Below are 14,400 nucleotides of genomic sequence, written 5' to 3'. Positions count from 1 at the left end.
CAGCAGTGTAGACCGTCCGTTGCGGAAGATCATCTCGTGGCGCGCTTCGCTTTCTTTCGTCGTCGCCCGCGTGCAGACTGCAGAATCGGATACATGGCCTCCGGCGGTTGAAGACTGCCCAGCCACGGTTTGAGTTCATCGGGAAGTGGGCCGATCTCGCCGTCGTACTGGACGTGTTGAAGTTGTCGGGTTGCCTCGTCGTACAGGAAGGCGACCGCCCTCGGCAGGGACAGCTGGTGCTTCTTGACCTTCAGGTATCCGGCCAGACGCTTGTGAGCTTTCGCGAGACTTTCGTGCGGAGGATGAGTGGCCCACACGAGCAACCATCCCTCTGCGGGTTCCACTGTGCCGGTGACGGGCCAGGTGAGGCTGCGGCCTTGGCCGTCGCTCCGCGGTTCCGACAGCAGACGCTGCGCCGAGCCGGCCAGCTTGTGCTGGGCTTCGAAAGCTCCCGAGAGAAGGGTGGCGCCGATGCTGAGCCACCCATAGACGCCTTGCGTCTGGAGGAGGTCGGCGAGTGGTGCGAGCGGAGCCTCGACCATGGTGGGTTTCAGCGCTGAGGCGTCCGCGCCGTTCAGCTTGGCGTCGTGCCACCGGTCGAGCGGGTCGGTGCGAGACGTGATCAACGACCTAACTTGCCCACGGTAGCGGCGGCGTTGAGCGGTTTCGGGTTCGGGGAGGAATGGAAACGCTGCGCGCTCCTGGTCGGGGTCCGGCTCGACCCACAGCCCCGACTCGAAGAAGTAGAGGAACAGGTCGAGTTCGTCCGGCGCGGCGTACAGCACCGTCACCTGTGGGTTGCGGCGCCGTCGTAGGTACAGCAGGAACTCCGCGGGCCGGTCGATGAGCTCCGCGATGAGTTCCAGATCGTGAATCGAGACGGTCCAGCAGATGTTCTCCGGCGCGAGCAGTCCGGCTCGAACGAGTTCGGCGGTCGCCGTGGCGACACTCGACAGGTCGTCGAGGCTCACCGTGATCGTGTGGATCTCCCGGATGTGCGTCAGGTCGACCCAGCCTTCGCCCTCGACTCGGACACCGCCGTCGCCTTCGATCAGATCGCGCAGTCTGCCGGCCTGCTCGGCTGCCTTGGAGATGATGCTGGTGAGGTCGGTCCTGATGCGGTTGACCTTGCCGCCACGTGACAGCGCGCTCAGCGCGTTGGCCTTGTCCTCGACGATGATCGCCACGTCGTCGAGGAGAAAGAGGTGGTCGCCCTCGACGCGCTTGGTGTACTTGTCGGGATCTCCTGCTGTTTGCTCCTTCGGGGTTGCTGGGATGAAGTACTCGAAGCGCTCTGTGCCGCCGCGATGGCTCGCGCCAGGAAGGACCTTCTCGAGTGCGGCCCGCGTCCGGCTTTCGAGGAGATCGCCGCGGTGTTTGCGGTAGGTTTCCCAAACCGGCGAGGACTTGAGGTGCTCCTCGAAGTTCTCCTTGATCGCCCCCGCGATGAGAGCGCTGTGCGGCAGCATGATGCGACCGCTGTCGTGGACCAGCACAGGGTGCGTGCGCAGAGGGTTCCTGCCGGCCATGAAGTCGTCCGTGACTTCGGCGGGAGTGCTTGTGGCGAGATCGAGGTGGAATTGGTCCACGATCGCGCTGACACGGTCAGTCGGCTGTCCTGTTGCTGCTGCGATCTCCTCGATCCCTGCCGTGACCGTCTCGATCGCGGGCTCCCACATCGCGGAGAACTGCTCTTGTGCGGCGTCCCGCAGCACTGGGTCCGGCCCGGTTTCGGCCGTCGAGTTCACCGCGATGTCAACGGACTCGAACATCGCCTGCATGCGGGTGTTCAACTTGGCGACCTGGATGTCGTGACAACTTTGCAGCACCGCCAGGACATCCGCGGCGGAGAAGCCGAGATCGGCAAGGAGCGCTTGCCGAACCTCTGGGCAATCCTCGAAGAGGCTGTGGACGGTTGCCTCGGCCACGTCAGCGTAGGAGGTGCTGCGCATCCAGACCTCGTTGCCCCGGACGTAGGTCGAGATCATGGCGAGCTTGTCGGCGGGATTCGTCGTCGCCATGACGCGCAGCTGCGACAAGTGCATCAGGTGGTCGAGCTGGCTCTTCGCTGCGGGCACGAATTCGGTCGTCGACAGGTTGCTGCCGGAGCCACCGGAACCATTGGGTCCTTCGGCGGCCAGCGCGATCAAGGCCAGGAGTTCGACGTGGGCGGCGACTGCGTCGAGAGCTGACACAGGTGGACCGCCGAAACTCGACGGCAGGAACATGAGTCGGGCGACCTCGACGAGCCGCAGCGGTTCAAACTGGCGGACGTCGGCGACGAGTTGGTTGACGGCTTCGTCGAACGTCGCGCCGATACTCGCTGCGGGGTCGTCAGACAGCGTGAACGACTGGATCAGCTTCTCCATCGCCGTCAGTGAGTCGAGAACTGTGAGCGTGTGCACGTCAAAGGGCACAGCCTCAGCCAGTCGTGCCTGCTTCTGTCGCTGCTTCCGCGCGGCGCGGCGGCGGGACTTACCTTTCATGTTAGAAGTGAATCACGTTGGGCCAAGTGGATTTGCGGAGTACGCGAGCTGTCCACTTTGTGGCCAAATAGGCCTAACAACGCTCGACGCGAGCCGCGCTTGCGATCATCGTCATGTAGTCGTCGAACGTCCAGTCGGCGCCGAGCCCGCAGAACTGCGTCTGCCAAGTGTGCCGGTGGATGTCGACGAAGTCCGGCAGGACGATTCGGCCGGTCGCGTCGATGACCTCGGCGTCCGGCGCGTCGATCTGTTCGGCGGCTTCGGTGATCACGCCGTCAGTGATCAGCACGTCGCCGCTGGCGAGATCGCCGGTTGCCAGGTCCATGGTGATCACGGTGCCGCCGGTGATCAGGGTTCTTGTCTTCGGGGTTCTCCTCTGTGAAATCAGGAAAGCGCGCGGCCAGTGCGTCCGCGACCAGGTCGGCGGTGTGCTCGGCACCGGCGGCCAGGCGCACGAGACCGAGCGGAAGCCGGGGCGATCGCTGAGCAGGATGGCCGGATCAGCAACGCCGAGCTCGCCGACCGGGTCGGCCTGTCGCCGTCACCCTGCCTGCGCCGAATCCGCAGGCTGGAGGAGATCGGCGTTATCCACGGCTACCGGGTCGTGGTGGGTCCCGCCGCGGTCGGCCGCAGCCGCCGCCTACGAGGACTTCCACGCCAACAAGATCGCCGGACTACCCAGCGTCGCGGCCGTGAACAGCTACGTCACGATGAAGACCCTCGCCGCAGACGGCCAGGTGCAGTGCCAGCCACAGCTCACGGGTGGACGTGCGGCCCGACGCCCTCTTCGAGTCGGAGGGACTCCTGGAGGGAACGTCGGCCACAACGCAGTGGTCCGGAGTGGAGCGGGTGACGAGCCGGCCGCTTGCCCGCCGTGGGCACAGCAGGCTGGTGCGCGTGACGAACCTTGATCCATAAGGTAGTTGAATCGGCCCGATGTCGAGCCGTAATGGCTCGCTTGTCAAACCTACATCGTCATGCCAACCTGGAGAGGCGTCGCAGGATGGCGCTCCCATTTTGGGTCACTTGATGCGCAGTGGACTTCAGCAGTCGCTGAAGGCTGCGGTTAAGTAGACGGGAGCACCAAATGACCTGTGGCCCTACCTCTTCCCCCAGCGCTCACCCTTCTGTGGGGAGCGCGTGCCCGCAGCACCTGGCCACCGCCACTGTGGCGCCGGAGTTCATCAGCCTCCGCACGGCGGTGATCTTTCTGATCGCCTTCGTCTGTGGGGTTGTCGCCGGCTCGTTGACTTTCTTGGCGTACGGCAACGTTCCTGCGGCGGTGCTCGCTGGCCTCGGCGCCGTGGCAGGTGCGCTGATCGTCGCGCACACGTTGGTCCACTAGTGCGAGCGGCTTAGTGGGCCCAGGTTGTCAACTGGGCCCACCAGGCCGCGCGGTGTCGCCTGTTCACTCCCGCACGGTCTTGGACGGCAGGGCTGTTCAAAGCAGCCGCCGATACTCCGCCCTCGGCGATCACGGCACGTCGATCATGCCGAAGCCGGATATCAGCGCGGGGTGTGCACGCACCACAAGGCTGATTCGTTGCGGCGCAGTCATTCCAACCGTGGACGGTCGATCTCGGCACGGAGGCAGGTGGTGCTTAGTCGTCGCTCGCGTCTGTCCCGATAGGTTCGACTGCGCTCGGGCCTGGGTGCGCGATGGTGTAGACGGCTGGCCTGTTGTAGCTGATGTTGATCTGGGCGTAGCTTCCGCGGTAGTCGTTGGGCAGCTCGTTGTCGGCGATGATCACCTGCAGTCGGCCAGGCAAAGTGCCGACGAGCGTGGTGAGCCGTGCGTACATGGCCTTGCTGACGTCAGTGGCGGTGTTGAGCGCCATGCGAGGGCTGTCGATCAGCAGGAACATGGGGTAGGGCGAGCCAGGGGTGCGTAGCGCGACCGAGATGAGTGAACACCAGTAGGCGATCTGCGTCGCGGTTGTGATGCCGCCGGCCAGCTGGTTGTTCTCGGAGAACACCCCTCATTGATCACGGGTAGGTACTTCTTCGGGTCGATGGCCGCCGAGTTGACGTCGGGGATTCCGATCCTTCTGACGGTGTCGGCGAACTCCTTGCTGAGCGCCTCGATCACCTGGGTGCGCCGCTCCTCCAGCGTTTGCCGGGCGAGCTTGATCTCCTGCTCTACTCCTGCGCGTTCGGAGGCCAGGGTGACCGAGTGCTGCTTGAGATCGGTGACGACATCCCACTGTCGAAGGATGCCCGCCCACCGCTCCTGATCACTCTTCGAGCTCGCCAGTGCCTGGGCGGCGTCGCTGAACGCTTGAAGGCGTGGACTGATTCGGTTGGAACCTCGACGAACCAACCCCGATGTGGTTACGGTACGAAGTGGGTCAATCACACACTGTTATCTCATTGGGGTGGAATCCTTCATGGGGGAAACCGGCCTGCGCCGGCACTTGACCGTGCCCGCCGGGACCGCGCTCGCCGTCGGCGCGGTGCTCGGACCGAGCGTGCTGGTGCTGCCGGCGTTGACCGCACGGACCGCGGGACCGGCCGCGCTCGTCGCGTGGGGGGCCATGTCGTTGTTCGGGCTGGTGTTGGCAGTGGCGCTGGGCCGGGCCGGGGCGCGCATCCCGGACGCCGGAGGCATCATCGCCTACGTCTCGCACGCCTTCGGGCCTCGGTGCGCCCGTGTTTGCGGCTGGTGGTTCCTCGCCTCGGTGCCGCTGTCCGTGCCGGTGATCGCGCTGGTCGGCGCGCATTACGTGACGTCGTACTTCGGCCTGCCCGACGCTGCCGCCTCGGTGTTGGCCCTGGTGCTGTTGTTCGTGTCGCTGTGGCTCAACTCGCGAGGGCTGAAGGCGTCCGCGGCGGTGCAAACCGGGGCTGTGGCCGCCGTGGGTGCGGTGATCGCGGCGATCTCCGTCGCCGGACTGCCCGATGTGCGGTCCGGGTTCCTGACGCCGTTCGTGCCGAACGGGTGGGTGACGGTCGGAGCGGCCGCTCTGCTGATCTTCTGGTCCTACATCGGGTTCGAGATGGTCGTGCACCTCGCGGAGGACTTCCGCCGCCCCGGACGCGATCTGCCGCTCAGCATGGGGATCGCGTCGATCGTGCTCTCGGTGCTGTACTGCGCGGCGGCGTTCGTGACCATCGGCACCGGCGCGTACCTGCAGGGCAACGGGCTGGCACCGATGAGCGTGGTCGCCGCGTCCGCGTTCGGCCGGGCGGCAGGGGTGGCGACGGCGGTGTTCGCGCTGGCCTGCGCGTTCGTGGCCGTGCACACGAACATCGCGGGCCTCTCCCGCCTTCTGTACGCCCAGGCGCGCGTGGGCGAGCTACCGAAAGCGTTGGCGCGGCTGCACTCCCGGCACCGCACGCCGTGGGTCGCGTTGGCGTGCCTGGGAGTTTTCTTCGCGGTGGTGCTGCTCGCGGACGCACTGCTGCGACCTGATCTCGGGGAGTTGCTGGGGTGGCCGAGCGCCACGTTCCTCGTGCTGTACCTGGCGGGCACCGCGGCCGCTGTGAAGGTGCTGCCACCCGACGACATCGGCCGTGTCTGCGCCGTGGTCACGTTTCTGGGGTGCCTGCTGGTGCTGCCGTTCGGCGGGTGGGCGTTGCTGTACCCGCTCGCCGTGCTGCTGCTCGCAACCACACTGAGAAGGGGAATCAGTTGAGTCTGGTCGAGTTCGACGGTGAGCACCTCGACATCGCGGGCATCCGCGCCGTCGCGGAGCTGAAGCAGGAGTGCGCGGTCGCACCGGCCGCGCTCGCGAAGGCGGCCAAGAGCCGCGCGATGTTCGAGGACATCGCCCGGCAGAACATCCCGATCTACGGCGTGACCACCGGCTACGGCGAAATGATCTACATGCGCGTCGACGTGGCGAAGGAGGTGGAACTGCAGACGAACCTGGTGCGCAGCCACAGCGCGGGCGTCGGCTCGCTGTTCGCCGTCGACGAGGCACGCGCGATCGTGGCGGCACGGCTGAACGCACTGGCGAAGGGGTATTCGGCGGTGCGGCCGGAAGTGCTGCAGCGCTTGGCGTTGTACCTCAACTCGGACATCACGCCCGCCATCCCGGAGATCGGCTCGCTCGGCGCGAGCGGTGACCTCGCGCCGCTCGCCCACGTGGCGAGCACGGTCATCGGTGAGGGCTACGTGCTGCGCGACGGCAAGCCCGTGCCGACCGGGGAGGTGTTGCGGGCCAGGGGCATCGAGCCGCTGGAGCTGCGCTTCAAGGAGGGTCTGGCACTGATCAACGGCACGTCCGCGATGACCGGCCTCGGCTCGCTGGTCGTGGCGCGGGCACTGGAACAGGTGCGGCAGGCGGAGATCGTGACCGCGCTGATGATCGAGGCGTTGCGCGGCTCCACCAGCCCGTTTCTGGCCGAGGGTCACGACATCGCTCGCCCGCACCCCGGCCAGATCGCCTCGGCCGCGAACCTGCGGGCGTTGCTCGCGGGCAGTTTGTTGACCGTCGAGCACGCCGACCTGCGGCGCGAGCTGGAGGAGGGGCACGACGGCAAGGACGTGCAGCGCACGGAGGTCTACCTGCAGAAGGCGTACACCATGCGCGCCGTCCCGCAGGTGGCCGGCGCGGTGCGGGACACGTTGCACGACGCCGTGCGCAAGCTGGAGATCGAGCTCAACTCGTCGAACGACAACCCGTTGTTCTTCGAGGGCAGGGAGATCTTCCACGGCGCCAACTTCCACGGCCAGCCGATCGCGTTTGCCATGGACTACGTGACGATCGCGTTGACGCAGCTGGGTGTGCTGTCCGAACGGCAGACGAACCGGCTGTTGAACAGGCACCTCAACTACGGCCTGCCGGAGTTCCTCGTCGCCGGCGATCCGGGTCTGAACAGCGGGTTCGCCGGGGCGCAGTACCCGGCCACGGCGCTGGTCGCGGAGAACAGGACGATCGGCCCCGCGTCCACGCAAAGCGTGCCGTCCAACGGGGACAACCAGGACATCGTCAGCATGGGCCTGATCTCGGCACGCAACGCCCGCCGCGTGCTGTCCAACAACACCCGGATTCTCGCCGTGCAGTACCTGGCGGCCGCTCAGGCCGTGGACGTGGCGGGGCGGCGGTCCGGGCTGAGCCCGCAGTCTGCGGCCACGTACTCGAAGGTCCGGTCGTTGGTGCCCACTCTGGCTGAGGACCGGTTCATGGCGGACGACATCGAGGCCGTCGCCGCCGCTGTCGCGGCGGGTGAGTTCGTGTCCGCTGTCGGGGTGGAGCTCAACTGATCGGCTTCACACACCGGGGACGATCAGCACGTGATGGTGGTTGACCACGTGCTGATCGTCGACGTCGAGGCGACCTGTTGGGCGGGAACACCGCCGCCGGGCGAGTCGACGGAGATCATCGAGATCGGGATGTGCCCGGTCGAGGTGTCGTCCGGTGAGCGCGGTTCGCGGCGCAGCCGGTGCTGACGACCTCACCGCGCATCGACAAACCGCGCAACCCACGGCCTTCGACCTGCAAGGCGATCCCGGTCGGCGGCAGCAGCCCACTCATGAAGGCCACCCCGGAAGCACCAGTGCCCGGTCAAGGGCAGTCGGGACCTGCCGGTACCACTTCCCTTCCCTGCCGGCGATCTGACCGTCCTACTCGGACTGGAAGGGCCGAGTACGACGAGTCAAGAAGGCCCGGCGAACGTCCCGATCAGTCGGGGAGGCCGACCTGGGTGTTGGACAGGTCGAGACCGATCGCGAAGTCCGCGCTGTAGCCGGTCCCGGTGCTGGTGGGGTTCAGCACCATCTGGGCACCACCCCTCAGGTAAATGGAGTCCCTGTTGTTGGTGGTGTCCGCAGGGCCTTTACGCGCGTACGGCTGGGTCTGGAGGTAGGCCGCACCGAACGCGGTTGTGAAGTACAGCTGTGACGTGAACTCGTACGGACGGCCGTTGGTGCCGGTCGTCCGGATCTTGATGTGGATGTGGAGGGTCCTGCCGGTGTACCAGCCGGGCAGGATGGTGATGAATTGGGCCTTCCCATCCGTGTTGGTGTTCTGATAGCCGCGCAGGAAACGGCGACCGGAACTTCCCTGTGACGGGATGTCCGAGTAAAGCCCGAACGCGTCGCACTGCCAGATGTCCACTGTGGCGTTGGGCAGGGGGGTGCACTGTCCTGGGCGCACCGACTGGACGGTGAAGTTGAGCGTCAGCGCCGTTCCGGGCGACGGCCGACCGGTGGCCGGGTCGGTTCGAATGTCGGACCGGTTGAGCATCCTGTCGACGAAATAAGGACCTTCCATCTGCTCCGGCTTGACCACGCAGTTCAGCGCCGGTGCGCAGACCTCGGGGCCGCCAGCTGTTTGGGTGGCGCCGGCCACGGGAGATCCCGCAACCGTGAGCGTCGCGCCTGCGGCGCCGAGCAGGATCAGCGCCTGCCGTCGGCCGAGTACACGGCCTACCGGCTCATCGTCGTCGTGCATGGAATTTTTCCTTCCGGGCATACCGTTCGCTGTGCGTGGTGGGAACGGAATGCATGTGGTGAGTGGTTGCAGGAAACCGCGCACGATGGAACTGTCCAAGACCGCCAGAATCGCTGTCGAGAGGATTCACCCGTCTGCCGCCATCACGAAATACCGTTCGTGGGACTGATAGGCCGATCATCGGAATCCGCAGTCATTGCACATGGGGCAATTCACGTGGTCCGGACCGTTCCCAGCTATATCTTCATCACGCTGTTACCGCCGGACGGCGGCACGGCGACTGTCGCGGCGCCTCGACGTGGTCACGGACACCTACAGGTTGCGCACGCAGATCGGTGTCTCCGGATCGGGCATTCGAGCCCCGACCGCGCACCCACGCCACCAACCCTGGAAGACGTTGACGGTGCCCTTCCAGGTTGGGGTGGATGAGCACAACCGACGCGGAGACCATTTCCTGTCTCAATCGCCGCTACATGCTGCGAGACTTCGCAACCACGATCCCGTGGGGCAGGAGTCCGGCTACCCGGTGAAGTGCGACCACACCCAACCGACCATCGAACTCCCCATCAACGCCCGGAACTGGGTGCTGCGCATGTCCAACGAGACAGCCTGGTTCGTGGACTCCCAGGGCGGCTGGAGAACATCCTCAGCGGCGGGAAGTACATCGCCTGCGTTCAGCATTACTACGTGCTCGACGATTATCCGGCAGAACTGATCGACCGCTTCGGGGATCGAGCCACCGCGCCGCCCGCAACCTGCGGATGACAAGCGGGCGGCCCTCAAGCATATTCAGAGGGATCGCCCGGCTTGTCGCGTTCGGACCGCTGCGTGAGCCTTGGGAGCACGGAGTGAGAGCAGATTGGGAGCAACTTCGTGCGTTGAACATGCCTCAATGGTCCTCAATGGACCTGAACAGACCCGCGCCGACCTGCAGGAGTCTTGTTTTCGCAGGTCAGCGCGGTATCGTTGCCATAGTTCACACATAAGTAGTCCTCGGACCGACCCGACCTGCGCTCGGTCGAGCCAAGCCGCAGGTCAAAGCGTTGAACGGCTTCCGGTCCTCAGTGACCAGATGTGTCCTCTGGATCACCTAGATGACCACCGCGCGAGGAACACCGCGATGTCACCACACTGATCACAGCCCAGCGCTGCAGGTGCACGACCCATGAGATCACCAGGCTCTGCCGCGCTCGGACAACGCCGTCACACGCCGACCGCGACCAGGAAGAACACCCAAACGGAGGGTGCAATTCGCTTGAGGCAACGCAACCCCATTTCGCCCCGCGCAAACCGATTCTCCCCAAATCCTCCCAAATAGCGGGCTACCGGCCAGTAAGGACCAATGTGGACAGTCACAGCAAGATCGAAAGTGACGGTCGCGTTCAGGTTTGCCGGGTCAGCTCACCGAGCACCGCAAGCGCTCGCGCCAGCACCGGCGAGTCGTCGTCCACCCGCACGGCGGCGGCGAGGTCGATGCGGTGCTCCCCGGTCAACGGCCGGTAGACCGTGCCGGTGACGCCCAGCTCGGCCACCGGCTCCGGCACCACCGCCACCCCGAGACCGGACGCCACGAACGTGACCAGGGTCGAGGTCTCCGACACCTCGTGCCGCACCCGCGGCTCGAACCCGGCGGCACGGCACAGCCGCGCGACGATCCCGTGCATCACCGACCGGCCGCCGGAGGCGTGCACGACCAGGTCCTCGGTCTCCAGGTCCGCGATGCCCAACCGGCGGCGGCGGGCCAGGCGGTGACCCTCGGGCAGTGCGACGATCAGGCGGTCGCGGCGGACCGTGCTCAGCCGCACCGACGGGTGGTCGACCGGCGGGCGCAGCAGGGCGAGGTCGATCGTGCGGGCCAGCAGCGCCGCAACCTGGTCGGGGGCGAGCATCTCGCCGCGGAACGCGAAGTCCACGTCGGGCAGCTCCTCGCGCAGGGTGCGGGCGAGGGCGGGCAGCAGGCTGTAGGTGGCGGAGCCGACGCAGCCGACGACGAGCCGCCCCTCCAGCCCGGCGGCGACCCGGCGGGCCTCGGCACCGGCGTCGTCCACGGCGGCCAGCACGGCGCGGGCGCGGTCCAGGTAGACGGCGCCGGCACGGGTGAGCTCGACCTTGCGGGTGGTGCGGCGCAGCAGGGTCACGCCCAGCTCCGCCTCCAGCTGCTGGATCTGCTGCGACAGCGGCGGCTGGGCCATGTGCAGGCGTTCGGCGGCCCGGCCGAAGTGCCGTTCCTCGGCGACGGCGACGAAGTAGCGCAGATGGCGGAGTTCCACGCATTGATACTCACAGAGTCTCAGCCGACGTGAAATGAGTATTTCCAGATATGGACGCGACGATCTAGCGTCGAGGGCATGACCGACGTCGTGATCTGCGCGCCCCTCCGCACACCGGTCGGGAGGTTCGGCGGCGCACTGGCACCGCTGAGCGCCACCGACCTGGCGGCCACCCTGCTGAAGGAACTGGTTCGCCGCACCGGGCTGGGCGAGGGCGACGTGGACGACGTCGTGCTCGGGCAGTGCTACCCGAACGGCGAGTCACCCGCGATCGGCCGGATCGCCGCGCTCGACGCCGGGCTGGGCGTCGGGGTGCCGGGTGTGCAGGTCGACCGGCGCTGCGGGTCGGGGCTGCAGGCCGTGCTGTACGCGGCGGGCCAGGTCGCGACCGGTGCCGCGCGGGTCGTCGTGGCCGGTGGGGTCGAGTCGATGTCGCAGGTGGAGCACTACGCGCTCGGGCTGCGCACCGGCGTCAAGAGCGGCGGCGTCGAACTGATGGACCGGCTGGTGCGGGCACGCGAGACGGCCGGTGGCCGGTTCCACCCGGTGGCCGGCGGCATGCTGGAGACCGCGGAGAACCTGCGCCGCGAGTACGGCATCTCCCGCGAGGAGCAGGACGAGCTGTCGGTGCGCTCGCAGCAGCGGTGGGGCGCGGCGCAGGAGGCGGGCCGGTTCGCCGACGAGCTGGTGCCGGTGACGGTCCCGCACCGCAAGGGTGACGTGGTCGTCGACCGCGACGAGCACCCGCGACCGGACACCACGCTGGAGGACCTGGCGAAGCTGCGGCCGGTGCGGCTCAAGATCGACCCCGAGTCGACGGTCACGGCGGGCAACGCCAGCGGGCAGAACGACGGCGCCGCGCTGTGCGTCGTCACCACGCGCGCCGAGGCGGAGAAGCGCGGGCTGCGCCCCCTGCTCGCGCTCAGGTCGTGGGCCGTGGCGGGCGTCGGGCCCGAGGTCATGGGCATCGGTCCGGTGCCCGCCGCTGCCGCCGCGCTCGACCGCGCCGGGCTCACCCTCGACGACGTCGGCGTCATCGAGCTCAACGAGGCGTTCGCCGCCCAGGTCCTCGCCTGCCTGCGCGAGTGGAAGCTCGACCCGGCCGACGAACGGCTGAACCCCAACGGGTCCGGCATCTCCCTCGGCCACCCCGTCGGCGCCACCGGGGCGCGCGTCCTCGCCACCCTGGCGCACGAGATGCAGCGCAGGGACAGCCGCTACGGGCTGGAGACCATGTGCATCGGCGGCGGGCAGGGTCTCGCCGCCGTCTTCGAGGCGGTGCGGTCATGAGCCTGGACAAGGTGGTCGGCTCAGCCGCGGAGGCGGTCGCCGGCATCCGGTCAGGGGCCAGCGTCGCGGTCGGCGGGTTCGGGCTCGCCGGCATCCCGTGGTTCCTCATCGAGGCGTTGCTGGAGCAGGGCACCAACGACCTCACGATCGTGTCCAACAACTGCGGTGTCGACGGTGCCGGTCTCGGGCTGCTGCTCGACCACCGCCGGATCAGCCGGGTGATCGCGTCCTACGTCGGGGAGAACAAGGAGTTCGCCCGGCAGTACCTCTCCGGCGAGCTGACCGTCGAGCTCACCCCGCAGGGCACGCTCGCGGAACGGCTGCGCGCGGGCGGTTCCGGCGTCGGCGCGTTCTACACCCCCACCGGGGTCGGCACGCTGGTGTCCGAGGGCGGCCTGCCGTGGCGCTACCACGCCGACGGCACCGTCGCGGTCGTCTCACCGCCCAAGGAGGTGCGGACGTTCCACGGCAGGGAGATGGTCCTGGAGGAGTCGATCGTCACCGACGCCGCGCTCGTGCGGGCCGCGGTCGCCGACCGCGCGGGCAACTGCGTGTTCCACGCCGCCGCCCGCAACTTCAACCCCGCGGCCGCGATGGCGGGCCGGTTCACCGTCGTCGAGGCCGAACGCGTGGTCGAGGCCGGCGAGATCGACCCCGACCACGTGCACCTGCCGGGCGTGTTCGTGCAGAGCGTCGTCGCGCTCACCCCGGAGCAGGCCGCCCGCAAGGACATCGAGAAGCGCACCACCCGCGCCCGCCGGGAGGCGAACTGACATGGCCTGGACCCGCGACGAGATGGCCGCCAGGGCCGCGCTCGAACTGCGCGACGGCGAGTACGTCAACCTCGGCATCGGCCTGCCCACGCTGATCCCCGACCACCTGCCGGCGGGCTCGGCCGTGACGCTGCACGCCGAGAACGGCATCCTCGGCGTCGGCCCGTTCCCCTACGACGACGAGGTCGACCCCGACCTGATCAACGCGGGCAAGCAGACCGTGAGCGTGCTGCCGGGCGCGTCGTTCTTCGACTCCCCCACCAGCTTCGCCATGATCCGCGGCGGTCACATCGACACCGCCGTCCTCGGCGGCATGCAGGTCTCCGCGCACGGCGACCTGGCCAACTGGATGGTGCCCGGCGCGATGGTGAAGGGCATGGGCGGTGCCATGGACCTCGTCAGCGGCGCCGGGCGCGTCATCGTCCTCATGGAGCACACCACGCGCAAGGGCGAGCCGAAGCTGGTCGAGTCGTGCTCGCTGCCGCTGACCGGCCGCCGGGTCGTGGCCCGCGTGATCACCGACCTGGCCGTCCTGGACGTCGCCGACGGGGCGTTCCACCTCGTCGAGCTCGCTCCGGGCGTGCCGGTGGAGGAGGTCGTGGCGAAGACGGGTGCGCCGGTGGTGGAACGCGAGCCGGCCCGGCCGTGACCGCACCACTTCCGCGGCGCGTCAGGACTCGCGCAGCTCCAGCGCCGCCTCGATGGCCGAGGTGACCGCCTCGGACTCGGGCTCGGTCGTCGGCCGGAACCGGGCCAGCACCTGCCCGTCAGCGGACAGCAGGAACTTCTCGAAGTTCCACTGGACGTCACCGGCGGTGCCGTCGGCGTCGGCGTGCTCGGTGAGCGCCGTGTAGACGGGGTGGCGGCCGGGTCCGTTGACGTCGACCTTCTCGTACATCGGGAACGAGACGCCGTAGGTGGCCGAGCAGAAGGTCGCGATCTCCTCCGACGAGCCGGGCTCCTGGCCGCCGAACTGGTTGCAGGGGAAGCCGACCACGCTGAACCCGCGGTCGGAGTACTTGCCCTGCAACCGTTCCAGGCCCGCGTACTGGGGCGTGAGGCCGCACTTGGAGGCGACGTTCACGACGAGCAGCACCTTGCCGCGCAGGGGGCCCAGGTCGCCGGGTTCGCCGGACAGCGTGGAAACGGGGATGTCGTAGATGCTCACGGCACGAACCTATGT

Annotated in this window: 14 protein-coding genes; 8 read left to right on the top strand and 6 right to left on the bottom strand. The window is 67.7% G+C overall.

What is annotated here, in order from left to right; genetic code table 11:
- Positions 1–29: 29 nt before the first annotated feature.
- Positions 30–2,486 (bottom strand): preprotein translocase subunit SecA, encoded by a 2,457-nt coding sequence (locus AB0A63_RS20035; RefSeq protein ID WP_360393230.1) that lies wholly within the window; start codon positions 2,484–2,486, stop codon positions 30–32.
- Positions 2,487–2,559: 73 nt separating this feature from the next.
- A complete protein-coding gene (locus AB0A63_RS20030) occupies positions 2,560–2,811 on the bottom strand; it encodes a hypothetical protein (RefSeq protein WP_360393227.1) in 252 nt (83 codons plus the stop codon).
- A 78-nt stretch (positions 2,812–2,889) separates the two neighbouring features.
- Between AB0A63_RS20030 and AB0A63_RS20025 the strand changes: the two genes are divergently transcribed.
- Together AB0A63_RS20025 and AB0A63_RS20020 are read left to right on the top strand one after the other, a co-directional pair.
- A complete protein-coding gene (locus AB0A63_RS20025) occupies positions 2,890–3,339 on the top strand; it encodes a winged helix-turn-helix transcriptional regulator (RefSeq protein WP_360393224.1) in 450 nt (149 codons plus the stop codon).
- Between the two features lie 315 nt (positions 3,340–3,654).
- On the top strand, positions 3,655–3,831 hold the full coding sequence (locus AB0A63_RS20020) for a hypothetical protein (RefSeq protein WP_360393221.1): 177 nt from the start codon (positions 3,655–3,657) through the stop codon (positions 3,829–3,831).
- A gap of 256 nt (positions 3,832–4,087) precedes the next feature.
- On the opposite strand, the gene AB0A63_RS20015 is transcribed toward AB0A63_RS20020, so the two are convergent.
- Positions 4,088–4,462 carry a hypothetical protein gene (locus tag AB0A63_RS20015; protein WP_360393218.1) on the bottom strand — a complete coding sequence of 125 codons (375 nt, stop codon included), beginning with the start codon at positions 4,460–4,462 and terminating at the stop codon, positions 4,088–4,090.
- A gap of 411 nt (positions 4,463–4,873) precedes the next feature.
- On the opposite strand from AB0A63_RS20015, the gene AB0A63_RS20010 reads away from it, so the two are divergent.
- Genes AB0A63_RS20010 through AB0A63_RS20000 form a run of 3 tightly spaced genes read left to right on the top strand, consistent with a single transcriptional unit; the run spans position 4,874 to position 7,881 of the window.
- On the top strand, positions 4,874–6,121 hold the full coding sequence (locus tag AB0A63_RS20010) for an amino acid permease (RefSeq protein WP_360393215.1): 1,248 nt from the start codon (positions 4,874–4,876) through the stop codon (positions 6,119–6,121).
- Positions 6,118–7,695: a tyrosine 2,3-aminomutase gene (gene cmdF / locus AB0A63_RS20005; protein WP_360393212.1), complete on the top strand. Its 1,578-nt coding sequence runs from the start codon at positions 6,118–6,120 to the stop codon at positions 7,693–7,695. The genes AB0A63_RS20010 and cmdF overlap by 4 nt, the downstream gene beginning before the upstream one ends.
- A gap of 30 nt (positions 7,696–7,725) precedes the next feature.
- Positions 7,726–7,881 carry a hypothetical protein gene (locus AB0A63_RS20000; protein WP_360393209.1) on the top strand — a complete coding sequence of 52 codons (156 nt, stop codon included), beginning with the start codon at positions 7,726–7,728 and terminating at the stop codon, positions 7,879–7,881.
- Between the two features lie 232 nt (positions 7,882–8,113).
- On the opposite strand, the gene AB0A63_RS19995 is transcribed toward AB0A63_RS20000, so the two are convergent.
- Complete coding sequence (locus AB0A63_RS19995; RefSeq protein ID WP_360393206.1) at positions 8,114–8,884, bottom strand: twin-arginine translocation pathway signal protein; 771 nt, start codon at positions 8,882–8,884, stop codon at positions 8,114–8,116.
- Between the two features lie 1,382 nt (positions 8,885–10,266).
- On the bottom strand, positions 10,267–11,154 hold the full coding sequence (locus AB0A63_RS19990; RefSeq protein ID WP_360393203.1) for a LysR substrate-binding domain-containing protein: 888 nt from the start codon (positions 11,152–11,154) through the stop codon (positions 10,267–10,269).
- 78 nt (positions 11,155–11,232) lie between these two features.
- On the opposite strand from AB0A63_RS19990, the gene AB0A63_RS19985 reads away from it, so the two are divergent.
- Genes AB0A63_RS19985 through AB0A63_RS19975 form a run of 3 tightly spaced genes read left to right on the top strand, consistent with a single transcriptional unit; the run spans position 11,233 to position 13,866 of the window.
- Positions 11,233–12,444: an acetyl-CoA C-acetyltransferase gene (locus AB0A63_RS19985; RefSeq protein ID WP_360393200.1), complete on the top strand. Its 1,212-nt coding sequence runs from the start codon at positions 11,233–11,235 to the stop codon at positions 12,442–12,444.
- On the top strand, positions 12,441–13,217 hold the full coding sequence (locus tag AB0A63_RS19980) for a CoA transferase subunit A (RefSeq protein ID WP_360393197.1): 777 nt from the start codon (positions 12,441–12,443) through the stop codon (positions 13,215–13,217). Before AB0A63_RS19985 ends, AB0A63_RS19980 begins: the two co-directional genes overlap by 4 nt.
- A gap of 1 nt (position 13,218) precedes the next feature.
- Positions 13,219–13,866, top strand: coding sequence for a CoA transferase subunit B (locus AB0A63_RS19975; RefSeq protein WP_360393194.1), 648 nt, complete (start codon positions 13,219–13,221; stop codon positions 13,864–13,866).
- A 21-nt stretch (positions 13,867–13,887) separates the two neighbouring features.
- On the opposite strand, the gene AB0A63_RS19970 is transcribed toward AB0A63_RS19975, so the two are convergent.
- Positions 13,888–14,385, bottom strand: a complete 498-nt coding sequence (locus tag AB0A63_RS19970; protein ID WP_360393191.1) for a glutathione peroxidase — start codon at positions 14,383–14,385, stop codon at positions 13,888–13,890.
- Positions 14,386–14,400: the final 15 nt, after the last annotated feature.

The organism is Lentzea sp. NPDC042327 (assembly GCF_040647275.1).
Taxonomy (GTDB): Bacteria; Actinomycetota; Actinomycetes; order Mycobacteriales; family Pseudonocardiaceae; genus Lentzea.
The sequence above is the reverse complement of the archived record's forward strand: the minus strand, read 5'-3'. Positions and strand labels throughout refer to the sequence as shown.